Consider the following 23760-nt stretch of genomic DNA (forward strand, 5'->3'; position numbering starts at 1 on the left):
GGCGGCACGAATAATCGTTGACAAGACAACAATTGCCTAGTTATCTTTATAGACTGCATACGCCAGAATCCTCATGACTTTACGATCCGACGCCTTGTACGCCCTCACCAATGCGCTGCAACCGGTGCGCCGCACCTGGCAGCAGGCGGCTAGCACGGTGTTGATCGAACCGGGCGTGTCACAGCCGCTGGCGCGCTTGGTGCTGCATGTCGCGCGACTGGGTGACGGGGCGCAGCAAAGCGTGCTCGCCGACGAGATGGGCGTGCATCCGGCGACCCTGGTACGCCTGCTCGATCAGGCGGAGCAGTTGCAGTTGCTTGAGCGACGCAACGCGCCGGCCAACCGACGGATCAAGACGATCCATCTGCAAGCAGACGGGCGCCGGCTCGCCGCGCAGATGGAGCGCGCCGTGGGGGTGTTACGCGAAACGCTGCTGGCCGATATTCCCCTCGACGACCTCGAGACGGCCACCTGCGTCCTGCGCACCCTGGGCGATCGCGCGCGCGACCATGCCGGGGAATCCGCGGCCGACACCGAGTGAAAGTCGCGCTGCCGCTGCTGTTCTCCGTCAAGTTGTTTATCGCCGCGATGATTGCCTTTGTCATCGCCGACAAGATCGGCCTGCCCAACCCCTATTGGTGCGTCGTGACTTGCTGCGTGGTGATGAATCCGCTCACCGGCACGCTGCGCTCCAAGGCGGTCTACCGCTTTGTCGGCACGATCTGCGGTGGCATCGTCGCCCTGGTGCTGGCGGCGATGTTCGCAAGCATTCCGCTGCTGCTCGTCGTCGCCTCCGGCCTGGTGGCGGCGGTGGCCTTCGCCTGTTCGGTGCTCGACCGCACGCCGCGCAGCTACGGCTACGGCCTGCTCGGCATCACCTTGATGCTGGTCGCCGTGCCCGGCGCCACCCACGCCCAGGCGATGTTCGACACCGCGGTCGCCCGCGTCTGCGAAATCGGTCTGGGCATCATCGTCACCACCATCGTCGACAGCCTGATCGTGCCGCGCTCGCTCGGCCCCACCTTGCGCCGCCGGCTGCAAGGCTGGCTGCCGGATGTCGAGGCCTGGATGAACGATGCGCTGACCGGCCGGCTGGTCGATGCGCAGGCCGAACACGACCGCCTGAAGATCATTGCCGACATCACCGCGCTGTCCGTCCTGACCGGCCAGCTTCGCTACGACCCGATGGTGTCGCCGCGTGAGTTGCAGCTCGCGCTGGCAATCCAGCAGCGATTGCTGCGGCTGATTCCCGCTATCTCCGCCATCGCCGTCCGCATCGCCCATACCGCGCCCGCCGAGCGGGCAATCATCGACCCACTGCTGGAAGAGGCGCAGGCGCGCCTCGACGATGCGGCCTATGACCCGGCCGAGCTGGTCGCGCGTCTGCGCCAACTGCCGGTAGCCGAGGATGAACAGGCGCACTGGCATCGGTTGGTGCGCGACACCCTGGCCGATCTGGTCGCCGATGCGCTGCGGCTATGGCGCGAAGTGCGCCGCCTCGATGCCGCGCTGCACGACGACCGCACGCTGGAACCCGCGCTGGAGCAGCAGTTGCAGCGCGCCGCCGCGTTTCCGCTGGTGCCCGACTGGAGCCTCGCCCTGCGTCTGGCCGGCGGCATCCTGGTTTCCTACGTCATTCTTTGCAGCCTGTGGTGGGCGACCGGCTGGAGCCAAGGCCCCGGCGCCGTGCTGCTGGGCACGGTGGCGCTGGCGTTCTTCGGTGCCGGCGACGACCCGCGGCCGATCATCGCCAAGTTCGGCAGCTTCGTGCTGGTGGCGTATGTGGCGGTGGGCATCCTCTGCTACGGACTGCTGCCGCTCACCCACGACTTTCCGACGTTCATGATCGCGATGGGCATCTTCATGCTGCCGCTGGGTTTCTGGGCGGCCTCCAATCCGATGGCGCTGTTGCTGCTGGCGATGGGCTTGAGCTCGATCAACCTGCAGGGTTTCTACAACCCGTACGATTTCGGTTTCTACCTCGAAGCCATGTTCGGCTCCCTGGTCGGCATCTACGTCGCCTTCTTTTGCTGCAACCTGTTCCGCACGCTGGGCCCGGCCCATGCGCTGATCCGATTGGCCGGGCGCGAGCGGGCCGATGTGCTCCGGCTCAGCCGCCAGGCCAGCCCTTACGCCCGCGACGCGTATATCCAGCGCGCACTCGACCGCATCGCCGCGATGGTCTTGCGCTTCAAGGACGGCGACGTCGACCAGAGTGCGCGGCTGCTGATCCAACTTCGCGCCGGCGTCAATGTCGCCAACCTGCGCATGACCTCGGCGACCCTGTCTGGCGATGTGCGCGAGGCCTCCGAAGACCTGCTGAACGGCATCCGCCGCGACATCGACGCGAATTCGCCACCGAGGATCCTGCCCTTGATTGACCATGCGCTGTCGACCGTGTGGCGCGCCGCGCCGCATCCGGCCCATCACGACCTGCTGCGTTCGCTGACCGGCCTGCGCCTGGCGCTGTTCGGCTCCGCTCCGGCCTGGCAGCCCGCGACATGATCGGCGAAATCAATATCGCGGGCATCTTCATCTCGCCGCTGCTGCTATGCCTGCTGATCGGTTTCGTGGCGCGGCTGTTGCTCTCGAAGCTGCTGCAGGCGGTGGGTTTCTACCGCTTCGTGTGGCAGCGACCGCTATTCGATACCTCGTTGCTTTTTCTTCTTGTCGGCACGGCCTTCCTCGTGCTGCGCATCGCCACAACCCCTTGATACCGACCATGACCTCGATCCGGAAAGCGCTGCCACGCATCGCGAAAGTTACCCTCACCACCACCCTTGCCGTACTGGGGGCGATGGTGCTGTGGCACCTCTACAGCTATTACACCTACGCGCCGCAGACGCGCGACGGCAAGATCCGCGCCGACGTGGTGCCGCTGGCCGCCGATGTCTCTGGCCGCGTCGAGGCGGTTTACGTGCATGACGACCAGCACGTGCAGCGCGGGGAACTGCTGTTCCGCATCGACCGCGCGCGGCTGGCGAACGCGCTGGAGCAGGGCGAGGCCGCAGTCGCCATCGCGCAGGCGACGTTGAACGCCGCCGAGCGCGAGGACCGCCGCTATCGCGCATTGGCCGGCGTGGTCCCCCAACAGCAGCAGGACGACCGCCGCTCGGCCGCGGAGCAGGCGCGGGCGAAGTTCAATCAGGCCAGCGCCGATCGCGATCTCGCCCACATCAATCTCGACCGCGCCGACGTGCGTGCGCCGGTCAATGGCGTGGTCACCAACTTTTCGCTGCGCCCGGGTGCGTATGCCAGCGCCGGCCAACCGGTAATGACGCTGATCGACCGCGACAGTTTCTACGTCGCCGGCTATTTCGAGGAAACCAAGCTCGCGCGCATCCATGCCGGGGCGAAGGTGACGATCCACGTAATGGGTGAAGCCCGGCCGCTCACCGGCCATGTCGTCGGCATGTCCGCCGGCATCGACGACCGCGAGCGCAGCACCGCGTCTGGCACGCTGTTGGCCAACGTCAACCCGACCTTCAACTGGGTCAGGCTGGCCCAGCGCGTGCCGGTGCGGATCGCGATCGACCATGTTCCGGACGGCTTCGACCTGATCGCTGGCCGCACGGTCACGGTAACGCTTGAAGGCGCCGACGACGTGCTCGGCGTAGGCCGCGAACTATGAACCGGCACCTGCGTCCGCTGGCAGCGGCGCTGCTCGGCCTGCTCGCCGGCTGCGCCAGTGTCGGCCCCAATTACGCGCCGCCCCCCTTGCCCGGCAGCCTCGCCGCGCATCCCCCGGGGGCGTTCGCTGAAAACCGCCCCGCGGCGTTATCGACCGCGCCGCTGCCAGCGCGCTGGTGGCAGCTGTACAACGACCCCCGGCTCGACGCGCTGATCGGCGAGGCGCTGATCGCCAATACCGATGTGCGCGTGGCGGTGGCCAATCTCGAACGGGCCGAGGCCGTGGTGCAGGGCACGCGCGCCAGTGCCGGCGTGCAGACCTCGCTCGGCGGCGGCGTCTCGTTCGGCCAGACGTCCACCGGCGGCGTCGGCCCTTCCGGCGGCACACATCCTGCGATCGACGCCGGCCTCGGCGTGTCCTATGCGGTCGACGTGGTCGGCCGCATACGCCGCGAGATCGAAGCCGCCAGCGCGGATGCGCAAACGCAGGCGGCCGCCGCCGATCTGGCGCGCATCACCGTGGTCGCCAACGTGGTCGGTGCGTACACCGACGCCTGCGCCTCTGGCGCCCGCCTGCAGGTGGCGCAGCATTCGGCCGCACTGCAGCGGCAAAGCCTCGGCCTGAGCGAACACGGCGCCGCGGCCGGCCTGTATTCGCCGCTCGACCTCAGTCGCTCGCGTGCGCTGCTGGCGCAGTTGAACGCGGCGCTACCGCCGCTCGACGGCGCGCGGCAGACCGCGCTATACCGGCTCGCCGTCTTGATGGGCCGCGCACCGACCGCGTTTCCCGCCGAGCTGGCCAATTGCACGACGATTCCCACACTCGATCAGCCGATCCCGGTCGGCGATGGCAGCGCGCTGATCCGCCGTCGCCCGGATATCCGCCAGTCCGACCGCCAGCTTGCCGCCGCCACCGCCGATATCGGCGTGGTCACCGCCGACCTGTATCCCAGCGTGAGCCTGGGTGCGTCGCTCGGTACCACCTCGCGCAAGGTCGGCACCTTGCTCGACCGCTCTGCCCTGCGCTTCAACGTCGGCCCGCTGATTTCGTGGAGCTTCCCCAATACCCGCGTCGCCCACGCCCGCATCGAAGAGGCCGGCGCCGCCCAGCGCGCCGCCCTGGCGAACTTCGACGGCGTGGTGCTGAGCTCGTTGCGCGAAGCCGAAACTGCGCTGACGCTATACGCGCGTCACCTCGACGAAAACACGCAGTTGCGTGTGGCCCGCGATGAGAGCCTCACGGCGGCCGGGCTACAGCAGCAGCTGTTGCGCGGCGGCACCGTGTCCAGCCTCGAAACGCTCGATGTAGAGCGCAGCCTCGCCAATGCCGAAGCCGCACTCGCCGCCTCCGATGCCACCCTCGCGACCGATCGCGTGCGCATCTTCCTCGCGCTCGGTGGTGGCTGGGAGAACGAGGCGGCGACGCCGTAGCCTGAACCACGAATGCGCCGCCGGTAGGTCACCGGGCGGCGCGGAACCTCACTCGATGTTCTGCACCTGCTCGCGCATCTGCTCGATCAGCACCTTCAGCTCGACCGCGGCATTGGTGCTGCGCGCGTCGACGGACTTGGAGCCCAGCGTGTTCGCCTCGCGGTTGAACTCCTGCATCAGGAAATCCAGCCGGCGCCCGACCGGCTCGGCCAGGCCCAGCACGCGGCGCGTCTCGCCGATGTGCGTGCTGAGCCGGTCGAGCTCCTCATCGACGTCGGTGCGGGTGATCTGCAGCACCAGTTCCTGTTCCAGCCGGCCCGGCTCGACCGGCTGCTTCAAATCGGCCAGACGCGTTTCCAGCCGGGCGCGCAGCGCGGCGCGGATCTCCGGCATCCAGCCGCGCACGGCGGCGACCACGCGTTCGATCGCGTCCAGCTTGTCGCGCAGGATCTCGCCCAGCTTTTCGCCTTCACGCTCGCGGGTGGCGGTGAGCGCATCCAGCGCGCGATCGAGCACCTCGAACAGCGCGGCCTGCTGCGCTTCCGGATCGACCTCGGCCTGCTGCATCACGCCGGGGAAGCGCAACAGTTCGGTGAACTGCACCTGCAGCCCGGGAAACAGCGCGGCCATGTCCAGGTTCAGTTCCGACAGGCGCGACAGCAGCGCGGTGTCGACGTGCAGCGAATCGCCACGCGCCTCGCCGCCGCGCAATCGCACGGTCAGGTCGAGTTTTCCGCGCGACAGCTTCGCCGCGACGCGTTCGCGCAACTGCGATTCGAAACCGCGCAACTCGTCCGGCAGCCGCGGGCTCAGTTCCAGGTAGCGGTGGTTGACCGTGCGCAGCTCGCAACTGAGCGTGCCGGCGGGGCCGGTAGCTTCGGCACTGGCGTAAGCCGTCATGCTGCGGATCATCGGCGCCTTCCGGACGTGGGGAAAGAGCGCAATGGTAAACTCTCCGGTCCCGCCTTGCCCAATCCGGCCAAGCGACGCCAGGAATAACCCATGAAACCCGTCACCCGCCCCAGCGGCCGCGCCAGCGACCAGCTGCGTGCCGTCAGCATCGAACGCCACTACACCCGCCACGCCGAGGGTTCGGTGCTGGTGAGCTTCGGCGATACCCGCGTGCTGTGCACCGCCAGCATCGAGGATCGCGCGCCGGCCTGGCTGCGCGGCAAGGGCGAGGGCTGGATCACCGCCGAATACGGCATGCTGCCGCGCGCCACCAACACCCGCATGCAGCGCGAAGCCGCGCGTGGCGGCCAGGGTGGCCGCACCATGGAAATCCAGCGCCTGATCGGCCGCAGCCTGCGCGCCTGCGTCAACCGCCAGGCCTTGGGCGAACGCGTGATCACGCTGGACTGCGACGTGCTGCAGGCCGACGGCGGCACCCGCACCGCGGCGATCACCGGCGCCTACGTGGCCCTGGTCGACGCGGTGAACCTGCTGATGAAGCGCGAGAACCTCAAGCGCAACCCGATCGTCGGCGCGGTCGCCGCGGTGTCGGTGGGCATCTACCAGGGCGTGCCGGTGCTCGATCTCGATTACATCGAGGACTCCGGCTGCGATACCGACATGAACGTGGTAATGAACGACGGCGGCGGCTTCATCGAGGTGCAGGGCACCGCCGAAGGCCATGCGTTCCGCCGCGATGAAATGGATGCGCTGCTGGCGCTGGCCGAGAAAGGCATCGGCGAACTGGTGGCGGCGCAGCGCGCGGCGCTGGCGCAGGGCTGAGCCCGATGTCGCGCATCGTGCTGGCCAGCAGCAATCCGGGCAAGCTGAAGGAATTCGGCGCCATGCTCGCCGGCAGTGGTCTCGAAGTCGTGCCCCAGGCCAGCCTGGGCATCGCCGACGCCGAGGAAACCGGGCTGACCTTCGTCGAGAACGCCCTGCTCAAGGCGCGTCACGCCGCGCAAGCCAGCGGCCTGCCCGCGCTGGCGGACGACTCGGGCCTGTGCGTGGATCACCTCGACGGTGCACCGGGACTGTATTCGGCGCGCTACAGCGGCGGCCACGGCGACGCCGCGGCGAACAACGCCAAGCTGCTGCGCGCGCTCGACGGCGTGCCGACGGAGCAGCGCGGAGCGTTCTTCATCTGCGTGCTGGTATTGCTGCAGCATGCCGACGACCCGGCCCCGCTGATCGCCGAGGCACGCTGGCACGGTCGCATCCTCACCGAAGGCCGCGGCAGCGGCGGCTTCGGCTACAACCCTGTATTCCTGCCCGAGGGCTACGAACAGAGCGTGGCGGAGATGGACGATGCGCTGAAGAACCGACTCAGCCACCGCGGCCAGGCGCTGGCCCTGCTGCACGAGCGGTTGCGCGAACTGCGCCACGCATGAGCCTGATCGCGCCACCGCTGTCGCTGTACATCCACATGCCGTGGTGCGTGAAGAAGTGCCCGTACTGCGACTTCAACTCGCACGGCCTGCGCAGCGAACCGCCGCCCTACGCCGACTACATCGACCACCTGCTGGCCGACCTCGACGCCGACCGCGTCGACTTCGCTTCGGCGCTCGAACACCGCGAGGTGATCAGCATCTTCTTCGGCGGCGGCACGCCCAGCCTGTTCGCACCCGAACTGATCGCGCGTCTGCTCGATGGCGTACGCGAGCGCCTGCCATTGCGCGCCGACGCCGAAATCACCTTGGAGACCAACCCTGGCACGGTCGAGCATGGCCGCTTCGACGGCTACCTGGCGGCCGGCGTCAACCGCATCTCGTTCGGCGTGCAAAGTTTCGACGACGACAAGCTGAAGCGGCTTGGCCGCATCCACTCGGCCAGCGAGGCGGAAGCCGCCGTGAAGTCGGCGCAGGACGCCGGCTACGCCAACATCAACCTGGACCTGATGTACGCGCTGCCGCAACAGACCCTGGATGGCGCGCTGGCCGACGTGGAGCGTGCGGTCGCGCTGGCGCCCACGCACATCTCGCACTACCAGCTGACCCTGGAGCCGAACACCGCGTTCGCCGCCAACCCGCCGCCGCTGCCGGACGACGACCACGCCTGGGCGATGCAGGAAGCCTGTGAGGCGCGTCTCGCCGCCGCCGGCTACGGCCAGTACGAGATCTCCGCGTATGCGCAGCCGGGCCGGCGCTGCATGCACAACCTCAACTACTGGCAGTTCGGCGATTACCTCGGCATCGGCGCCGGCGCGCACGGCAAGCTCAGCGACGCGGCCAGCGGCCAGGTGCACCGGCGCTGGAAAACCCGCCATCCGCGTGCCTACCTCGAAGCCAACGGCGGCCCCGCGCGGATCGGCGGCGACAACGTGGTCGGCGCCGCCGAGTTGCCGTTCGAGTACATGCTCAACGCGCTGCGCCTGGTCGACGGCGTGCCGATGGCCGCATTCGCCGAACGCACCGGCCTGCCGCCGGAACGCATCGCCGCCGCATTGGCAGCGGCGCGCCAGCGCAACTGGCTGCACGACGACCCGCAACGGCTGCACACCACCGCGCTGGGCCAGCGGTTCCTGAACGACGTCATCGGTATTTTCCTCGACTGAAAACGGCCGTCCGGGCGCCGGCGCCGGATGGCATAGCCGTCGCAACCGGCATAGACTTGCCGCTCCGGGGGAATTCACAGGTTCATGCATGGATGTCGGACACGATCGACGTCACTCGTCCGCGTCGCATCAGGGCGGCCGCCTCGGCGGCGCGCGCTGGCCTGCGCGCGCGCAACGCCTGCTGGAGGCCAGCTACACGCTGTGCGTGGAAGGATTGCAGGAACCCCTGCGCCGTTGCCTGAGTGAATTCGAGAAGCAGCTTTTTGCGCTGGCCGAACGCGCGCACCATGCCAGCGAGCAGCAGGATTGTTTCGCCAGCCGGCAACGCGTGCTGCAGGGCCGCACCACCTTCGCGCAGCATTTCATGGAACGCCTCGGCAATGCGCTCGGCGAGATCGACCGTGCCAAGACCGCGCCAGCCGCGGCCGCCGCCAACGTAAAGCCATGGCAAACGCTGGAACTGGTCGATCCCGGCGAGCAGGAAGTGTCGATGGCGCTGGAGCAACTGGGCGCCCGTGGCGAAGTGCGCCACAGCAGCGTGCTGTACGAACTGGGCCACCGGCTCGCGGTGCTGATCGGCGCACCACCGCTGGAAGGCCAGGCGTTGCCGCTGGGCCCGCACGCGCTGGCGCAGGCATGCCATGAAGCCGGCGTCGAACTGGAGTTGCCGCTGAAGCACCAGCTGCTGTTGCTGCAGCACTTCGACCAGTGGGTGATCCAGGCGCTGGCGCCGTTGTACGACACCATCAACGCCCACCTGCAGGGCGACGGCATCCTGCCGCAGCTGCGCAGCATTCCGATTCCGCGACACATCGGCAAACGGGCGCGTCCCGTTGCCGGCAACCCCGAGGCGGCCAGCGAGCCGGCACCGGCCGCCGGCCACGCCGGCACGGCACAAGCCGGCGGCTCCGGCGGCGACCCGATCGAGGTGCTGGAATCCCTGCGCGACCTGCTGGCGCGGCAACGCGCCGGCCAGGGCGGCGTCGGAGGCCGGGCAGCCAGCCGCGCCGCCAGCGAGCAGGAACTGCAGTCCGCGCTGGGCGCGTTGCAGCAGCACTTGGCCCAGGTCACCGATCAGGCCGGCCGCGAACTGCGCACCGCCGCACGATTGCGCGAGGAGCTGCTGGCCCAGCTCAACTTCGGCAAGCCCGGCGACGCGCCGCGCACCCAGCTCAGCGACGAGCAGGGCGACACGGTGGAACTGGTCGCGCGGCTGTTCGAGCAGCTTGGCCATCAACTGCAGCAGGGCGGCAATGCCCACCATCTGCTCAGCGACCTGCAACTGCCGGTGCTGCGCATGGCGGTGGCCGACCACGGCTTCTTCGAGAAGCGCGAACACCCGGCGCGCCGACTGCTGGACACGGTGACCGCGGCAGCGAACGACTGGCTCGACGGCAGCGACGACGAGAGCAACCGGCCGCTCGCGACCAAGCTCGAACAGCTGGTCAACCGCGCCAGCCAGGAACCGCCCAGCGCCGGCCTGTACACCACACTGCTGGCCGACATCGAACATCACCTGGCCCTGCTCACGCGCAAGGCGCAGGCGGCCGAGCGGCGCCACGTGGAAGCGGCGCAGGGACGCGAGCGGCTGGACCAGGCGCGCCATCGCGCCGGCGAGCTGATGGCCGAACGCTTCGTGCAATCGCCGCCGCGCGGCCTGCTGCGCGCCCTGCTCGACCGCGCCTGGTCCGACGTGCTGGCGCTGACCCTGCTGCGGCACGGCGAGGACAGCGAACCGTTCCGCGCGCAACTGGCGATCACCGACCAGCTGCTGGGCCGCCTGCCGGTGGACGACCGCCTGCAATTGCAGGTGGAAGTGGAGTCCGGCCTGCAGCAGATCGGCATGCACGCCGAAGAAGCGGTGCAGGTGGCGCAGCGGCTGCTCGGCGCGGGCAAGCCCGACCCTGCCGTGGAACTGCCCAGCGCCACCGATCTCGCCTTGCGCCTGAAGCAGCACCAGCGGCTGGGCGAACAGCAAGCCGCCCATGAGCCTGCCATCGGCCCGGTACCGACCGCTGCGCCAGCGGCTGCAACGGCCGACCCGCGCCAGCTGCGCATCGAGCAACACTTGCGCGAGCTGCCGTTCGGCAGCTGGTTCGAGTTCATCGACCCAGCCACCGGGCAGATCGCCCGGCGCAAGCTGGCCTGGTACTCGCCGATGTCCGGGCGCTGCCTGCTGGTCAGCCGGCGCGGCCAGCGCGGCGAGGAAATGAGCCTGGCGCAACTCGCCCACGAAGTGGCCAGCGGCCGCGTGTGCGAGGTGCCGGCGCAGCCGGAAAGCCTGCTCGACCGCGCCTGGCGCGGCCTCACCGGCAGCCTGCGCCAGGCGGCCGAGCCGCGCCGCTCCACCCCGCCGGAGGCCGCGCGTCGATGAGCACCAGCAACCAGCGCCGCGCCGAGCGCAAACGCGCCACCGTCAACGCCATCGTCACCGACGTGATCAGCGGCCTGCCGATCGGCCACCTGGGCAACCTGTCCAGCACCGGCATGTTGCTGATCAGCGCGCAGGCGCCGCGCAGCGAAGCGCTGTACCAGGTCAGCATGATCCTGCCCGGCTCGGGCCGGATGCTGGCCGAATCGCAGCCGATCGAGCTCGGCATCCAGGAACAGTGGCACGAGTCCGCCGCCAGTTCGGGACAGATCTGGGCCGGCTACCGCATCGTGGCGATCACTGACGCCGATGCCGCCCGGCTCGAGAGCTGGCTGGCGCAGGACTGACTCCACGCCGGCAGGCGCTTCACTGGCGATCGCAGCGCACGCGCGTCATCATGGGCGTCTGCTTTCCCTTCCCCAGTTCACCACGGGCTGTACCGGTCCTGCGCGAAGGCCGCCAGCGGGGCCACGGCATACGCAGACGACCCAGCAGCAGGGCAGCCCGCCGTCGAGGAGTCACCATGCACGATCAACGCGCCTCGCTGTACCCACATCACCTGGCCACCGTGCGCGAACGCGCCGACAAGGCCCTGGCGCTGGGCGGTTTCGACCACCTGCTGATCGCCGCCGGCACGCCCCTGCGCAAGTTCCTCGACGACCAGGACTACCCGTTCGTGGTCAGCCCGCACTTCAAGCACTGGCTGCCGCTGACCGACGCGCCGGGCAGCTGGATCGCATACACCCCGGGGACGAAGCCGAAGCTGGTGTTCGTGCAGCCGCGCGACTACTGGCACGTGGTGCCGCAAGCGCCGCACGGCTACTGGGTCGAGCACTTCGACATCGTCATCGTGCGCAGCGCGGCGGAAGCCGTCGCGCAATTGCCGGCCGGCAGGCGCGCGGTGATCGCACCGGCCTGCCCCGGCATCGACGGCGTGGAGATCAACAATCCGCCGCCGGTGCTCGACTACCTGCACTGGCACCGCTCGTACAAGACCCCATACGAACTGGCGCTGATGCGCGAGGCCAGCCGCATCGGCACGCACGCGCACCGTGCCGCCGAAGCCGCGTTCCGCGCCGGCGAGAGCGAGTTCGGCATCCACATGGCCTACCTCGCCGCCGCGCGCCAGATCGACGCCGAGCTGCCCTACGCCAGCATCGTCGGCCTGAACGAACACGGCGCGGTGCTGCACTACACGAATTTCGACCGCACGCCGCCACGCGAAAGCCGCTCGTTCCTGATCGACGCCGGTGCCAGCGCCGCCGGCTACGCCAGCGACATCACGCGCACCTACGCCGCGCCGCAGGCCGCCGAATTCCAGGCGCTGATCGACAGTGTCGATGCCGCCCAGCAAGGTTTCGTGGCCAAGGTACGTGCCGGGCAGAGCTATCCCGAACTGCACATCCACGCCCACCACGTGCTGGCCGGCGTGCTGCGCGAGCATGGCTTCATCCGCATGAGCGCGGAGAGCGCGGTCGAGTCCGGCGTCAGCAGCGCGTTCTTCCCGCACGGCCTCGGCCACCCGATCGGCTTGCAGGTACACGATGTCGCCGGCTTCCAGCAGAGCGAACGCGGCGGCACGATCGCACGTCCGGACGGCCATCCGTATCTACGCATGACCCGCGCGCTGGAACCGGGGATGGTGGTGACGATCGAACCCGGCCTGTACTTCATCGACATGCTGCTGGCCGAGTTGCGCGACAAGCCGTTCGCCGCCGACATCGACTGGGCCAAGGTCGACGCGTTCCGCCAGTACGGCGGCATCCGCATCGAGGACGACGTGGTGTGCACCAACGGCGCACCGGAAAACCTCACCCGCGATGCGTTCGCGCTGGGCTGAGCCGCCATACGGTATGTGCTGCGACATTCGTCCACACCGCGCCCACATCCGCGCGGCGTATGCTGACGGGCAGGCAAGGCAGGGATTCGTCGCATGTCCCGTTCCGCGGTCTCCCACACTCCACCCGAAAGCTTCAGCGCACCGCGACGGCCGCTGCGGCGGCTGACGCTTGAGCTGTTCGGCATCATCGCGCTGAAGATCGCGGCACTCACGTTGATCTGGTGGGTGGTGTTCGCGCCGCAGCCGAAACCCGACGTCAGCCCGGACGCGATCGCACAGCGGCTGGCCCCCACCGCCCACGCGCCGCCGGAAGTCCAGCCATGATCCTGATCGACGCCGATGTCGTCACGTTGTCGCGCCTGCAGTTCGCGCTGACCGCGCTGTACCACTTCCTGTTCGTGCCGCTGACGCTGGGCCTGGTGTGGATGCTCGCCATCATGGAGAGCGTCTACGTGATGACCGGGCGCGAGGTGTGGAAGCGCATGGTGCAGTTCTGGGGCGTGCTGTTCGGCATCAACTTCGCGATGGGCGTGGCCACCGGGGTGACGATGGAGTTCCAGTTCGGCATGAACTGGGCGTACTACTCGCACTACGTGGGCGACATCTTCGGCGCGCCGCTGGCGATCGAGGGGCTGATGGCGTTCTTCCTCGAAGCCACCCTGATCGGCGTGTTTTTCATGGGCTGGGAGCGCATCTCGCGCATCAAGCATCTTCTGGTGACCTGGTTCCTGGCGCTGGCGACCAGCCTGTCCGCGCTGTGGATCCTGATCGCGAATGCGTGGATGCAGCATCCGGTGGGTTCCGAGTTCAACCCGGCGACGATGCGCATGGAAGTGACCTCGTTCTCCGAGGTGTTCTTCAATCCGGTGGCCCAGGAGAAATTCGTGCATACGGTGAGCGCCGGCTACGTGCTGGGCGCGATGTTCGTGCTGTCGATCAGTGCGTGGTACCTGCTGCGCGGGCGCAACGTGGATTTCGCCAAGCGCTCGATGACGGTGGCGGCAAGCTTCGGGCTGGCGGCGGCGTTGTCGGTGGTGGTGCTGGGTGACGCGTCCGGTTACACCGTGTCGCTCAACCAGAAGATGAAGATGGCGGCGATCGAGGCGATGTGGCATACCGAGCCGGCGCCGGCCGCATTCACCCTGTTCGGCATTCCCGACGTGGAGCAGCGCACCACCCACTTCGCGGTGAAGATTCCCTGGGTGATGGGCCTGATCGGCACCCGTTCGCTCGACGAAACGATGCCGGGCATCGCGGAACTGGTGGATGCCGCCAAGGGCCGCATCGGCAACGGCATCCAGGCCTATGACGCGATGCTGATGCTGCGCCAGGACAAGGACAATGTGCAGGCCAAGGCCACGCTGGCCACGCACGACAAGGACCTGGGCTATGCGCTGCTGCTGAAGAAATACGTCGACGATCCGCGCCAGGCCACGCCGGCGGACATCCAGAAAGCCGCCGACAGCACGATCCCGAACGTGCCGGTGCTGTTCTGGGCATTCCGCATCATGGTCGGCTGCGGCTTCTATTTCATCGCGCTGTTCGCGTTCTCGTTCTGGAAAGCCAGCACGCGCACGCTGGACAGCCAGCGCTGGTATCTGCGCCTGGCGCTGTGGAGTCTGCCGCTGCCGTGGATCGCGATCGAACTGGGCTGGATCGTGGCCGAATACGGCCGCCAGCCGTGGGCGATCGAGGGCGTGCTGCCGACGGCGCTGGGCGTGTCGTCGGTGAGCGCCGGCCAGGTGCTGGCTTCGCTCGGCGGCTTCGTGTTTTTCTACACCGCACTGGCGATCGTCGACGTGTTTCTGATGCTGAAGTTCGTGCGCAAGGGGCCGGACGGGCTGGGCATCTGGCCGCCGGCGATCGCCGCCATGCCACCCGGCCAGCACTGAGGGCATCGCCATGTTCGACTACGCCACGCTGCGGGTGATCTGGTGGGCCTTGCTCGGCACGCTGCTGATCGGCTTCGCGATCATGGACGGCTTCGACTTCGGCGTCGCCGGCCTGTTGAAAGTGCTGGGCCGCGACAACGAGGAACGCAAGGTGCTGCTGGAAGGCATCGAGCCGACCTGGGAAGGCAACCAGGTGTGGTTCATCGTGGCCGGCGGCGCCACGTTCGCGGCGTGGCCGATGCTTTACGCTGTGTCGTTTTCCGGCATGTACTTCGCCATCGCGCTGGTGCTGCTGGCGCTGATCCTGCGCCCGGTCGGCTTCAACTTCCGCGGCAAGATCCACGACCCGCGCTGGGCCTCGCTGTGGGACTGGGTGCTCACCGGCTCCGGAGTGGCGGTGATGCTGGTGGCCGGCATCGCGTTCGGCAACCTGTTCCTCGGCCTGCCGTTCCGCTTCGACGACGACTTGCGCATGAACTGGCACGGCGGCTTCATCGACCTGCTGCATCCCTTCGCGCTGCTGTGTGGGCTGGTCTCGCTGGGCATGCTGCTGGCGCATGGCGCCTGCTTCGCCGCGCTGAAGGCCGACCACGCCATCGCGGTGCGCGCGGTGGCGATCGCGCGCTGGGCGACGCTCGTATTTGCCGTGCTGTACGTCCTGGCCGGCGTGTGGCTGGCCTACGGCATCCCCGGATACGCGATCACCGGCCCGGTGGTGACCGAGGGTGTTTCCAATCCACTGTACAAGCAGGTTGCCCACGGCAGCAGCTGGTTTGCCGGCTACATGCAGTACCCGTGGTTCTGGGCCGCGCCGCTGCTGGCGCTGGCCTCGGCCGTCGGCGTGCAGGCGCTGGTCGGCCGGCGCAGCGTGACCGGTTTCATCGCCAGCAGCCTGATGGTCGGCAGCACGATCGCCTCGGCCGGCTTCGCGCTGTTTCCGTTCCTGCTGCCGTCCAGTCTCGACCCTCATTCCAGCCTCACCGTGTGGGACGCCTCGTCGAGTCGCGGCACGCTGCAGCTGATGCTGCTGGTCACCCTCGTGCTGTTGCCGATCGTCATCCTCTACACCAGTTGGGTATACCGGGTGATGCGCGGACGGGTCACGCTGGAGCAGGTGCGCAAGGCGCACGGCGGTTATTGAAGGGAGTGCGGACCGATGTGGTACTTCTCATGGATCCTCGGGCTGGGCCTGGCCTGCGCCTTCGCGATCCTCAACGCCATGTGGTACGAAGTGCATGCCACCGACGAGGCGAACCGCCTGCGTGACGACTCGGCATTGCCGGACGAATTGACTTAGCGTCCGGCCAGCAACGCCTCGATCGCCTCGGCCTCTTTCGGCACCGCCGCGGTCAGCACCTCGTTGCCGTCGCGGGTCACCGCCACGTCGTCCTCGATGCGGATGCCGATGCCGCGCCAGCGCTCGGCCACCGAGCGGTCGTCCGGCGGTACGTACAGGCCCGGCTCCACCGTCAGCACCATGTCCGGTTCGAGCAGGCGCGATTCGCCGTCGACCCGGTAGTCGCCCACGTCGTGCACGTCCAGCCCCAGCCAGTGGCCGGTCTTGGCCGGAAAGTAGCGCTGGTAGCTGCCGTCGGCGATCGCCGCGTCGGCGTCGCCCTTGAGCAGGCCGAGCTCGCACAGGCCTTCGGCCAGCACGCGTACCGCCGCCGTGTGCGCGGCACCGAACGGCCGCCCCGGACGCACCTCGTCGATCGCCGCCAGCTGCGCGGCCAGCACCACTTCGTACAGCGCGCGTTGCTCGCGGCTGTAGCGGCCGTTGACCGGGAACGTGCGGCTGATGTCGGACGCGTAGCAATCCAGTTCGGCGCCGGCGTCGATCAGCAGCAGCTCGCCGTCGCGCAAGGTCGCGCGGTTGCTCTGGTAGTGCATCACGCAGGCATTCGCGCCGCCGGCGACGATCGGCGCGAACGCCGGCACCGCACCGCGGCTGCGCACCACGCGCAGCAGTTCGGCCTCCACTTCGTACTCGTGGCGCCCCGGCACGGCGGCCTGCATCGCGGCCAGGTGCGCGTCCACCGCAATCGCCGCGGACGCACGCATCAGCTTCAGTTCGGCGCGCGACTTGTACAGGCGCAGATCGTGCAGCAGGTGGCCAAGCGCCACGAATTCCTTCGGCACCACGCCGCCGCCACGCAACTGGCGCAGGCGGCGCATCCAGCCGAGCAGTTGCGCGTCGAACTCCGGCTCGCGGCCGAAGTGGCAGTACACCCGGCCGCGGCCCTCGATCATGCCGGGCAGGATGTCGTCGATGTCCTCGATCGGAAACGCGTCGTCCATGCCGTAGTCGGCCACCGCCCGTTCGGTGCCGATCGACTGGCCGTGCCAGCGCTCGCGCTCGGGATCGTGCTCGCGGCAGAACAGCACCACCTCGCCGTGCCGGCGTCCCGGCAGCAGCGCCAACACTGCGTCGGATTCGGGGAAGCCGGCCAGGTAATGGAAGTCCGAATCCTGCCGATACGGCCATGCCGCATCGGCATTGCGCATGCGCTCGGGCGCGGCGGCGACCAGCAGTACCGCGTCTTCGCCGGCCATCTGCATCAGCTGGCGCCGGCGCCGCGCGAATTCGTCCGGGCCGATCGCCAGCGCGGCCAGTTTCGGGGCGCTCGGGATCAATGCACGGTGCCGCTGGCGGATGGATCGGGCGCGGCGCATTCGGTGTGCAACAGCATCGCGGCGACGCGCACGAACTCCTGCACCTCGATCAGCGCGTCCTCGTCTTCGTCCTCGCTGCCGAAATCGAACGAGGACGCAGCGATCGTACCGATATCGCGCAATACCTCCTGCGCCTCGTCGGACAGCTGCGCATGCGCCGCCGTGCCGGCGAGGCCGAAGCCGCCGAGGAAGCCGCGGCACCAGTCGACCATCGCCTCGGCGCGTTCTTCCAGCGGACGGTCGTCCTCAGGCAACAGCGGCTCGAAGCCCAGCTCGGGGTCGGCCAGCTCGGTTTCGCTCTGTCGGGCCAGCCGATCCAGCAAGGCCAGGTCATCTGCGGAAGGATCGGTTGCCTCGCCGTCGAGTTGCAGCGCGGCCAGCACGGAGGTGCCGCGCAGCGAGCCGCCGCCGGCCAGGTAGCCGCACAGCGAGCCATGCAATTCGCTGGCCTCGGTGCCCAGGCGCAGGCGCATGATCAGCGCGTCGATATCGTCGTGGCCCACAAGTCCGGGTGCCGTCATGGCGGTGCTCCTGCTGGGAATGGCCGCCAGTTTAATGCAGCCGCCGGGCCTGCCACCGCCCCGGCCGCCGACGGGCTGATTTCCACCGGCGTCCTGTTATAGTTTCGGGCATGAGTACGCCTGAGCCCATCCCGTCCGATCCGGTCCATCAAGAGTTGGCCGCCCTGGCCCAGCAGCTTGACCGGCTGCTCGATACGGTGCGCCGGCTCACCGAGGAAAACCGCAGCCTGCGCCAGAGCCAGGAGCAGTTGTCCGGCGAACGCGCAGGCCTGCTGGCTCGCAACGAACAGGCACGCAGCCGCGTCGAGGCGATGATCCAGCGGCTCAAATCGCTTGAAAGCAACGGCTGATAGAAACCATGTCCAGCAGTGAACCGGTCGCGCTGCGACTGATCGACCGAGAATTCCTGATCGCCTGCGAGCCCGAGGAGCGCGACGGGCTGCTCGAAGCCGCCGGTTTTCTCGACCGCAAGATGCGCGAGCTGCGCGCGAACGCGAAGGCTCCGAGTTTCGAACGGCTGGCGGTACTCACCGCGATCAGCGTGACGCACGAGTTCCTCAGCCTGCGCAAGCAGCACGACAGCCAGGAACAGCGCCTCAGCGATGGCCTCGCCGCCTTGCGTAGCAAACTTGATGCCGCGCTCGAGGGCGAGCCGCTCAAGCGCTGACCGACCCCGACTGGATGAACACCGGCCACCGCCGGCAGTGGCACATTCCAAGGCAAGCGCCTAAAATCATCCACGGCGTTTTCTGCGATGTGCGCCAGCACACTCTTACATTTGCCTTGTTCCTAAATACGGCCCCGGGTCGGCTTCACATCGGCTGTTGTGCATGTCCGCCACGTGCGGAAAGCCTTGAGGCCATGTAGCTCTCCCACCTGATCCATCGTGGATCAAGGTCGTTCGGTGGGCAGCGGCATCGCGGTTGACGCCACTCATTCCCCCGCCCCGTTCGTCCCGCGACGGACGGGGCGAACTACGACGGAGCTGCGCGAAACGTGGACGCCACCGCCCAACGACGCGAGCTTCGCCAACGTCTCGCCGAGCAACGCCGTGCGCTGTCGCCGGCCGAGCGCATCGCCGCCGCGCAGGGCCTGCGCCGCAGCCTCGAACAGTTGCCCGAATACTTCACCGACGCGCGCGTGGCCGGCTACTGGGCCAGCCACGGCGAGCTGCCGCTGAACCTGGTGATCCCGCCGCTGGCCAACCGCGGCCAGCAGTTCCTGCTACCGGTGATTGGCCGGGGTAAACACCTGCGCTTCGCGCCCTGGCAGTCCGGCGACGCGGTGCAGCCGAACCGCCACGGCATCCCCGAGCCGGCTGCGCCGGGCGAACTGCTGGAGCCGTTCCAGCTCGACCTGGTGCTCGTGCCGCTACTCGGCTTCGACCGCCGCGGCCACCGGCTCGGCCACGGCGGCGGCTACTACGACCGCAGCTTCGCCTTCCTCAACGAGCAGGTGCGTCCCACCGAACCGCTGCTGGTCGGCATCGCCTACGATTTCCAGGAACTGGAAATCGTAAATAAGGAACCATGGGATGTCGCTCTGGATTTCGTCGCCACCAATCGCGAACTGATCGACTGCAGCATGTCTGACCCAGAGCTGGAGACCCCTGCGTGAACCACTGGCTGATGAAGTCCGAACCCGACGCGTTCTCGATCGACGACCTCAAGCGCAAGAAGCGGGAAGCCTGGGACGGCGTGCGCAACTACCAGGCGCGCAACTTCATGCGCGACGGCATGCGCCCGGGCGACAAGGTGTTTTTCTACCACTCCAACTGCGCCGTGCCCGGCATCGTCGGCATCGCCGAAGTCGCCACGGATGCGTATCCCGATCCCAGCCAGTTCGATCCCAAGAGCAAGTATTTCGATCCGGGCAGTTCGCGCGACAACCCGCGCTGGATGCTGGTCGACGTGAAGTTCGTGAAGAAGCTCAAGCGCACGATCAGCCTGGACGAGCTCAAGGGCCACGACGCGCTGGTCGAGATGCCGCTGCTGCGCAAGGGCAACCGGCTGTCGGTGATGCCGGTCAACGCAGCCCACTGGAACTACATCCTCACGCTGGAATGAGCGCGACCCGACCACCCTCCACCGGAATCCACCGATGAGCAATGCAAACGAAAAACGCCAGGCCGGCGAGGCCGCGATCCGCTACGTCGAGGACGGCGCCATCGTCGGCGTCGGCACCGGCTCTACCGTGGCGTTCTTCATCGATGCGCTGGCCGACCTGAAGGATCGCATCCAGGGTGCGGTGTCCAGTTCGGAACAGTCCACCGCGCAGCTGAAGCGGCTCGGCATTCCGGTGCTCGACCTCAACGCCGCCGGCCCGCTGACGATCTACATCGACGGCGCCGACGAGTGCGACCCGTACAAGCGCCTGATCAAGGGCGGCGGCGCCGCGCTGACGCGCGAGAAGATCGTGGCCGCGGCCAGCGCGAAGTTCGTCTGCATCATCGACTCCAGCAAACGGGTCGACCTGCTCGGCAAGTTCCCGGTGCCGATCGAGGTGATCCCGATGGCGCGCAGCCTGATCGGCCGCGAGATCGTCAAGCGCGGCGGCCAGCCGGTGTGGCGCGACGGCGTCGTCACCGACAACGGCAACTGGATCATCGACGTGCACGGCTGGCAGATCGTCGACCCGGCCGCGCTGGAGAGCGAACTGAACCAGCTGCCCGGCATCGTCACCGTCGGCCTGTTCGCGCGGCGCCCGGCCGACGTGGTGCTGATCGGCGACAGGGAGATGTAGAACCCGGGCGCCGCGATGGCCGGCGCGTGCGCCGGTCGCGGCCTCCCGCTCGCACGGTCTACGCGACCGGCGTCGCCTTGTGCGACTTGCCGAGCTTGATGTGGCGGCCGGTGTGACGCGCCTCGCGCAGACGCCGCGCATGGGCGGTCAGGATGTCGCCGCGGGTGATGATGCCCACCAGCTTGTGCGGGTCGTCCTTGCTCACCACCACCAGCCGGCCGACGCTCTCGGCCACCATGTGGTCGGCCGCTTCGCGCAGCGAGTGGCTTTCGTTGACCGCGATCGGCGGCCGCGTCACCAGCTCGCCCAGGGGCAGCGTGTAATGCCATTGCGGATCGAGCAGACTGCGCCGGGTCAACACGCCCCGGACACGGCCACGTTCATCCACCACCGGAAAGCCCTGGTGATGCGAGTGCGACGATTCCTCGTTCAGCCAGCGGCGCACCTCGGCCAGGGTCTGGCTGGTCTTGAGCGTGGCCACGTCGCGCGAGCAGGCGTCGCCCACGCTGACTTGCTCCAGATAGTCGGCTGCATACTCCGATGGCACGCGCACGCCGCGCCGCGCGATCTTCTCGGTCATGATGGTGTTGCGCATGAGCAGCGCCGAGATCAGGTAGGCCGCGGTGCAGCCCCCCAGCAGCGGCAACAGGCTCGCCGGCTGGCGCGTGGTCTCGAAGGCGAACACCACGGCGGTCAGCAGCGCCCGCGAGGAGCCGGCGAAGATGGCGGCCATGCCCACCAGCGCGGCGATACGCGGATCGACGCCGAAGCCGGGCATCACCTGGTTGATGCCGATGCCAATAATCGCGCCGAGCGAGCCGCCGATCATGAACAGGGGTGCCAGCGTGCCGCCCGAGGTACCGCTGCCCAATGCGATCACCCACGAGATGAATTTCAACGTGCCGAAGGTGAGCAGCATGGTGAGGCCGAAGTGGCCCTGCACCAGGGCGTCGATATTGTCGTAGCCCACGCCCAGGGTGCGCGGCTCGATCCAGCCCACGAAGCCGGCCACCAGCGCTCCGATGACGGGCCACCACATCCAGTGGATCGGCAGCTTCTCGAACAGATCCTCGACGCCGTACACCGCCCGGGTGACACCGATCGAGGCGAAGCCGACCAGACCACCGATCAGCACGAAGCTGGCCAGAGCCCAGCCCCCCGGCTGCTCCACCAGGGGCATCGGAAAGACCGGCGCCGCGCCGTAGGTGGCGTAGCGCACGCCGACCGCCGTCACCGTGGCCAGCGCCACCGGGATCAGCGAGCGCGGACGCAGCTCGAACAGCAGCAGCTCCACCGCCAGCACCAGCGAAGCCACCGGCGCGCCGAACACGGCCGCCATGCCGGCCGCCGCACCGGCGGCCAGCAGCACCTTGCGTTCGTTCGCGGTGACGCGCAGCAGCTGGCCGATCAGCGAACCCATCGCGCCGCCGGTGGAAATGATCGGGCCCTCGGCGCCGAACGGGCCGCCGGTGCCGATCGCGAACGCCGAGGACACCGGCTTGAGCCAGGTGATGCGGGCGGGGATGTTGGACTCGTTGGTGAGGATCTGCTCCATCGCCTCGGGGATGCCATGCCCCTGAATCGCGCGCGAGCCCCAGCGCGCCATGATCCCGGCGAGCAGGCCACCGATGGCGGGGATCAGGATGACCCAGGCGCCCAAGTGATTGTCTGCCGGCGACAGCACGAACGAGCCGCTGCGCGCATGGGGGCCAATCACGTCCGACACTCGGCCGTAGAAGCACAGGTCGGTGATCAGGTTGATCATCAGCATCAGCAACTGGGCGACATAGGCCGCCGCCACGCCCAGGATCACCGCCAGCACACTGATCAGCAGGATTCGATGAGTGACCAGGGTGGACTTGCGCGGCATGCGCGCCGCGTCCAGCGACAATCCCAGCGCGGGGGCGACCGGCAGGGCGTCGGTACTGCCGATCGTGCGCACGTCGGTATGCCCGATGGGATCGTCAGAGGTAGATGTCATCGGAGGTTTCGCAGCGTTAAAACGGAAATTTTACGCTGCTGCGGTGCAGAAAAAAAGAAGGAAGATCGCGCAACTGCACGTAATTTCATGCGATTCCGAGCATTGTCCGCGAACGTGAGCAACGCCGGCATCCAGTCGTCAGCGCGCGGTCGGGCTTGGTGCTGCTCACACGAAAATGCCCGCCGGAGGGCGGGCATTTTGGCCCGATCGTCACGCATCGCTGCATGCGTCGGCATCTGGATTTGGCAGCCCCGGATGGATTCGAACCACCGAATGCCTGAGTCAGAGTCAGGTGCCTTACCGCTTGGCGACGGGGCTAGGGTGCTTAGTTTAGCGCTTGGAGAACTGGGTGGCGCGACGTGCCTTGTGCAGACCGACCTTCTTGCGCTCGACCTCGCGGGCGTCGCGGGTCACGAAACCGGCCTTGCGCAGCGGCGACTTCAGGCTTTCGTCGTATTCGATCAGCGCGCGGGCGATGCCCAGGCGGATCGCGCCGGCCTGACCGGTGATGCCACCGCCGGCAACCGTCACCTTGATGTCGAACTTGTCGATGTTCTGGGTCAGCTCGAGCGGCTGGCGCACGATCATGCACGAGGTCTCGCGACCGAAAAATGCCTCGAGCGACTTGCCGTTGACTTCGATCGCGCCCTTGCCCTTGCGCAGGAACACGCGGGCGGCGGAGGTCTTGCGGCGGCCGGTGCCGTAATTCTGCTGGATCGTCATAGTGATTCCTTAGATTTCCAGCGCCTGCGGCTGCTGTGCGGTATGCGGATGCTCGGCACCGCCGTAGACCTTGAGCTTGCGATACATCTCGCGGCCCAGCGGGTTCTTCGGCAGCATGCCCTTGACGGCGATCTCGATCACGCGCTCCGGGTAGGTCGCCAGCAGGTCCTTCAGACTGGTGGTCTTCAGGTTGCCGACGTAGCCGGTGAAGCGGTGGTATTTCTTGTCGTCCAGCTTGGCACCGGTGACGTGCACCTTCTGCGCGTTGATCACCACGATATAATCGCCGGTGTCGCAGTGCGGGGTGTATTCCGGCTTGTGCTTGCCGCGCAGACGACGGGCGATTTCGGTCGACAGGCGACCGAGCGTCTTGTTCGTGGCATCGACCACGAACCAGTCGCGCTTGACGTTGTCGGCATTGGCGCTAAACGTTTTCATTTCAGAATACCTG

At 67.9% G+C, this 23760-nt stretch carries 26 protein-coding genes, 1 tRNA gene and 1 other RNA gene; 21 read left to right on the forward strand and 7 right to left on the reverse strand.

The window, feature by feature from the left end; all coding sequences use genetic code 11:
- The first annotated feature begins 94 nt into the window (after positions 1-94).
- Genes ABIE04_RS05765 through ABIE04_RS05785 form a run of 5 tightly spaced genes read left to right on the forward strand, consistent with a single transcriptional unit; the run spans position 95 to position 5061 of the window.
- Positions 95-541 carry a MarR family winged helix-turn-helix transcriptional regulator gene (locus ABIE04_RS05765; RefSeq protein WP_354547604.1) on the forward strand — a complete coding sequence of 149 codons (447 nt, stop codon included), beginning with the start codon at positions 95-97 and terminating at the stop codon, positions 539-541.
- Positions 538-2505, forward strand: a complete 1968-nt coding sequence (locus ABIE04_RS05770) for an FUSC family protein (RefSeq protein WP_354547605.1) — start codon at positions 538-540, stop codon at positions 2503-2505. The genes ABIE04_RS05765 and ABIE04_RS05770 overlap by 4 nt, the downstream gene beginning before the upstream one ends.
- Positions 2502-2714: a DUF1656 domain-containing protein gene (locus tag ABIE04_RS05775; RefSeq protein ID WP_354547606.1), complete on the forward strand. Its 213-nt coding sequence runs from the start codon at positions 2502-2504 to the stop codon at positions 2712-2714. Before ABIE04_RS05770 ends, ABIE04_RS05775 begins: the two co-directional genes overlap by 4 nt.
- An 8-nt stretch (positions 2715-2722) precedes the next feature.
- Positions 2723-3631, forward strand: coding sequence for an HlyD family secretion protein (locus ABIE04_RS05780; RefSeq protein ID WP_354547607.1), 909 nt, complete (start codon positions 2723-2725; stop codon positions 3629-3631).
- On the forward strand, positions 3628-5061 hold the full coding sequence (locus tag ABIE04_RS05785) for an efflux transporter outer membrane subunit (protein WP_354547608.1): 1434 nt from the start codon (positions 3628-3630) through the stop codon (positions 5059-5061). Before ABIE04_RS05780 ends, ABIE04_RS05785 begins: the two co-directional genes overlap by 4 nt.
- A gap of 48 nt (positions 5062-5109) precedes the next feature.
- Here the strand turns inward: ABIE04_RS05785 and ABIE04_RS05790 are convergent, their stop codons facing one another.
- On the reverse strand, positions 5110-5973 hold the full coding sequence (locus ABIE04_RS05790; RefSeq protein ID WP_354547609.1) for a YicC/YloC family endoribonuclease: 864 nt from the start codon (positions 5971-5973) through the stop codon (positions 5110-5112).
- A 90-nt stretch (positions 5974-6063) separates the two neighbouring features.
- On the opposite strand from ABIE04_RS05790, the gene rph reads away from it, so the two are divergent.
- The 10 genes from rph (at position 6064) to cydX (ending at position 15966) form a co-directional block, all read left to right on the forward strand.
- Positions 6064-6795 (forward strand): ribonuclease PH, encoded by a 732-nt coding sequence (gene rph / locus ABIE04_RS05795; RefSeq protein WP_113723483.1) that lies wholly within the window; start codon positions 6064-6066, stop codon positions 6793-6795.
- A gap of 5 nt (positions 6796-6800) precedes the next feature.
- Positions 6801-7403 (forward strand): RdgB/HAM1 family non-canonical purine NTP pyrophosphatase, encoded by a 603-nt coding sequence (gene rdgB / locus ABIE04_RS05800; protein WP_354547610.1) that lies wholly within the window; start codon positions 6801-6803, stop codon positions 7401-7403.
- Complete coding sequence (hemW, locus tag ABIE04_RS05805; protein WP_354547611.1) at positions 7400-8566, forward strand: radical SAM family heme chaperone HemW; 1167 nt, start codon at positions 7400-7402, stop codon at positions 8564-8566. The genes rdgB and hemW overlap by 4 nt, the downstream gene beginning before the upstream one ends.
- Positions 8567-8654: 88 nt before the next feature.
- Positions 8655-10940, forward strand: a complete 2286-nt coding sequence (locus ABIE04_RS05810; protein ID WP_354547612.1) for a DUF1631 family protein — start codon at positions 8655-8657, stop codon at positions 10938-10940.
- Positions 10937-11284, forward strand: a complete 348-nt coding sequence (locus ABIE04_RS05815) for a PilZ domain-containing protein (protein ID WP_354547613.1) — start codon at positions 10937-10939, stop codon at positions 11282-11284. The genes ABIE04_RS05810 and ABIE04_RS05815 overlap by 4 nt, the downstream gene beginning before the upstream one ends.
- A gap of 176 nt (positions 11285-11460) precedes the next feature.
- Positions 11461-12777, forward strand: coding sequence for a Xaa-Pro dipeptidase (gene pepQ, locus ABIE04_RS05820; protein WP_354547614.1), 1317 nt, complete (start codon positions 11461-11463; stop codon positions 12775-12777).
- Between the two features lie 93 nt (positions 12778-12870).
- Positions 12871-13101 (forward strand): cytochrome oxidase putative small subunit CydP, encoded by a 231-nt coding sequence (cydP, locus tag ABIE04_RS05825; protein ID WP_354547615.1) that lies wholly within the window; start codon positions 12871-12873, stop codon positions 13099-13101.
- Complete coding sequence (locus ABIE04_RS05830; RefSeq protein WP_354547616.1) at positions 13098-14669, forward strand: cytochrome ubiquinol oxidase subunit I; 1572 nt, start codon at positions 13098-13100, stop codon at positions 14667-14669. The genes cydP and ABIE04_RS05830 overlap by 4 nt, the downstream gene beginning before the upstream one ends.
- Positions 14670-14679: 10 nt before the next feature.
- Positions 14680-15810: a cytochrome d ubiquinol oxidase subunit II gene (gene cydB, locus ABIE04_RS05835; protein ID WP_354547617.1), complete on the forward strand. Its 1131-nt coding sequence runs from the start codon at positions 14680-14682 to the stop codon at positions 15808-15810.
- A gap of 15 nt (positions 15811-15825) precedes the next feature.
- Entirely contained in the window at positions 15826-15966 is a 141-nt protein-coding gene (gene cydX, locus ABIE04_RS05840) for a cytochrome bd-I oxidase subunit CydX (protein WP_211004614.1), read from the forward strand.
- Here cydX and ABIE04_RS05845 read toward each other — a convergent pair.
- The gene (locus ABIE04_RS05845; RefSeq protein WP_354547618.1) at positions 15963-17303 is read right to left on the reverse strand and encodes an aminopeptidase P N-terminal domain-containing protein; all 1341 of its coding nucleotides are present in this window, start codon (positions 17301-17303) and stop codon (positions 15963-15965) included. The genes cydX and ABIE04_RS05845 overlap by 4 nt on opposite strands.
- Positions 17300-17863 carry a UPF0149 family protein gene (locus ABIE04_RS05850; RefSeq protein ID WP_354547619.1) on the reverse strand — a complete coding sequence of 188 codons (564 nt, stop codon included), beginning with the start codon at positions 17861-17863 and terminating at the stop codon, positions 17300-17302. The genes ABIE04_RS05845 and ABIE04_RS05850 overlap by 4 nt, the downstream gene beginning before the upstream one ends.
- 110 nt (positions 17864-17973) lie before the next feature.
- Between ABIE04_RS05850 and ABIE04_RS05855 the strand changes: the two genes are divergently transcribed.
- The 6 genes from ABIE04_RS05855 (at position 17974) to rpiA (ending at position 20605) form a co-directional block, all read left to right on the forward strand.
- Positions 17974-18213 (forward strand): TIGR02449 family protein, encoded by a 240-nt coding sequence (locus ABIE04_RS05855; protein WP_056387847.1) that lies wholly within the window; start codon positions 17974-17976, stop codon positions 18211-18213.
- Positions 18214-18221: 8 nt separating this feature from the next.
- Positions 18222-18530 carry a cell division protein ZapA gene (locus ABIE04_RS05860; RefSeq protein WP_354547620.1) on the forward strand — a complete coding sequence of 103 codons (309 nt, stop codon included), beginning with the start codon at positions 18222-18224 and terminating at the stop codon, positions 18528-18530.
- A gap of 76 nt (positions 18531-18606) precedes the next feature.
- Positions 18607-18793, forward strand: a non-coding RNA gene (ssrS, locus tag ABIE04_RS05865) — 6S RNA.
- A gap of 66 nt (positions 18794-18859) precedes the next feature.
- Positions 18860-19480 (forward strand): 5-formyltetrahydrofolate cyclo-ligase, encoded by a 621-nt coding sequence (locus ABIE04_RS05870; protein WP_354547621.1) that lies wholly within the window; start codon positions 18860-18862, stop codon positions 19478-19480.
- Positions 19481-19491: 11 nt separating this feature from the next.
- The gene (locus ABIE04_RS05875; RefSeq protein ID WP_354549792.1) at positions 19492-19929 is read left to right on the forward strand and encodes an EVE domain-containing protein; all 438 of its coding nucleotides are present in this window, start codon (positions 19492-19494) and stop codon (positions 19927-19929) included.
- A 34-nt stretch (positions 19930-19963) separates the two neighbouring features.
- Positions 19964-20605: a ribose-5-phosphate isomerase RpiA gene (rpiA, locus tag ABIE04_RS05880; RefSeq protein ID WP_354547622.1), complete on the forward strand. Its 642-nt coding sequence runs from the start codon at positions 19964-19966 to the stop codon at positions 20603-20605.
- A 58-nt stretch (positions 20606-20663) separates the two neighbouring features.
- Here the strand turns inward: rpiA and ABIE04_RS05885 are convergent, their stop codons facing one another.
- The 4 genes from ABIE04_RS05885 to rplM form a co-directional block, all read right to left on the reverse strand.
- The gene (locus ABIE04_RS05885; RefSeq protein ID WP_354547623.1) at positions 20664-22586 is read right to left on the reverse strand and encodes a chloride channel protein; all 1923 of its coding nucleotides are present in this window, start codon (positions 22584-22586) and stop codon (positions 20664-20666) included.
- Positions 22587-22829: 243 nt separating this feature from the next.
- A tRNA-Gln gene (locus tag ABIE04_RS05890) sits at positions 22830-22904 on the reverse strand.
- 12 nt (positions 22905-22916) lie between these two features.
- Positions 22917-23309 (reverse strand): 30S ribosomal protein S9, encoded by a 393-nt coding sequence (rpsI, locus tag ABIE04_RS05895; protein ID WP_354547624.1) that lies wholly within the window; start codon positions 23307-23309, stop codon positions 22917-22919.
- A 9-nt stretch (positions 23310-23318) separates the two neighbouring features.
- On the reverse strand, positions 23319-23747 hold the full coding sequence (gene rplM, locus ABIE04_RS05900) for a 50S ribosomal protein L13 (RefSeq protein ID WP_056387864.1): 429 nt from the start codon (positions 23745-23747) through the stop codon (positions 23319-23321).
- Positions 23748-23760: the final 13 nt, after the last annotated feature.

The sequence above is a fragment of the Rhodanobacter soli genome, from assembly GCF_040548735.1.
Taxonomy (GTDB): Bacteria; Pseudomonadota; Gammaproteobacteria; order Xanthomonadales; family Rhodanobacteraceae; genus Rhodanobacter; species Rhodanobacter soli_A.

Bases quoted from the DNA above. Each gene is read 5' to 3' on its own strand.
- ABIE04_RS05780 (WP_354547607.1), top strand. From the start codon at position 2,723: ATGACCTCGATCCGGAAAGCGCTGCCACGCATCGCGAAAGTTACCCTC.
- hemW (WP_354547611.1), top strand. From the start codon at position 7,400: ATGAGCCTGATCGCGCCACCGCTGTCGCTGTACATCCACATGCCGTGG.
- ABIE04_RS05860 (WP_354547620.1), top strand. From the start codon at position 18,222: ATGTCCAGCAGTGAACCGGTCGCGCTGCGACTGATCGACCGAGAATTC.
- ABIE04_RS05875 (WP_354549792.1), top strand. From the start codon at position 19,492: ATGAAGTCCGAACCCGACGCGTTCTCGATCGACGACCTCAAGCGCAAG.
- cydX (WP_211004614.1), top strand. From the start codon at position 15,826: ATGTGGTACTTCTCATGGATCCTCGGGCTGGGCCTGGCCTGCGCCTTC.
- ABIE04_RS05815 (WP_354547613.1), top strand. From the start codon at position 10,937: ATGAGCACCAGCAACCAGCGCCGCGCCGAGCGCAAACGCGCCACCGTC.
- ABIE04_RS05855 (WP_056387847.1), top strand. From the start codon at position 17,974: ATGAGTACGCCTGAGCCCATCCCGTCCGATCCGGTCCATCAAGAGTTG.
- ABIE04_RS05785 (WP_354547608.1), top strand. From the start codon at position 3,628: ATGAACCGGCACCTGCGTCCGCTGGCAGCGGCGCTGCTCGGCCTGCTC.
- ABIE04_RS05885 (WP_354547623.1), bottom strand. From the start codon at position 22,586: ATGACATCTACCTCTGACGATCCCATCGGGCATACCGACGTGCGCACG.
- rph (WP_113723483.1), top strand. From the start codon at position 6,064: ATGAAACCCGTCACCCGCCCCAGCGGCCGCGCCAGCGACCAGCTGCGT.
- rdgB (WP_354547610.1), top strand. From the start codon at position 6,801: ATGTCGCGCATCGTGCTGGCCAGCAGCAATCCGGGCAAGCTGAAGGAA.
- cydP (WP_354547615.1), top strand. From the start codon at position 12,871: ATGTCCCGTTCCGCGGTCTCCCACACTCCACCCGAAAGCTTCAGCGCA.
- rpiA (WP_354547622.1), top strand. From the start codon at position 19,964: ATGAGCAATGCAAACGAAAAACGCCAGGCCGGCGAGGCCGCGATCCGC.
- ABIE04_RS05810 (WP_354547612.1), top strand. From the start codon at position 8,655: ATGGATGTCGGACACGATCGACGTCACTCGTCCGCGTCGCATCAGGGC.
- cydB (WP_354547617.1), top strand. From the start codon at position 14,680: ATGTTCGACTACGCCACGCTGCGGGTGATCTGGTGGGCCTTGCTCGGC.
- rplM (WP_056387864.1), bottom strand. From the start codon at position 23,747: ATGAAAACGTTTAGCGCCAATGCCGACAACGTCAAGCGCGACTGGTTC.
- ABIE04_RS05850 (WP_354547619.1), bottom strand. From the start codon at position 17,863: ATGACGGCACCCGGACTTGTGGGCCACGACGATATCGACGCGCTGATC.
- ABIE04_RS05830 (WP_354547616.1), top strand. From the start codon at position 13,098: ATGATCCTGATCGACGCCGATGTCGTCACGTTGTCGCGCCTGCAGTTC.
- rpsI (WP_354547624.1), bottom strand. From the start codon at position 23,309: ATGACGATCCAGCAGAATTACGGCACCGGCCGCCGCAAGACCTCCGCC.
- pepQ (WP_354547614.1), top strand. From the start codon at position 11,461: ATGCACGATCAACGCGCCTCGCTGTACCCACATCACCTGGCCACCGTG.
- ABIE04_RS05775 (WP_354547606.1), top strand. From the start codon at position 2,502: ATGATCGGCGAAATCAATATCGCGGGCATCTTCATCTCGCCGCTGCTG.
- ABIE04_RS05790 (WP_354547609.1), bottom strand. From the start codon at position 5,973: ATGATCCGCAGCATGACGGCTTACGCCAGTGCCGAAGCTACCGGCCCC.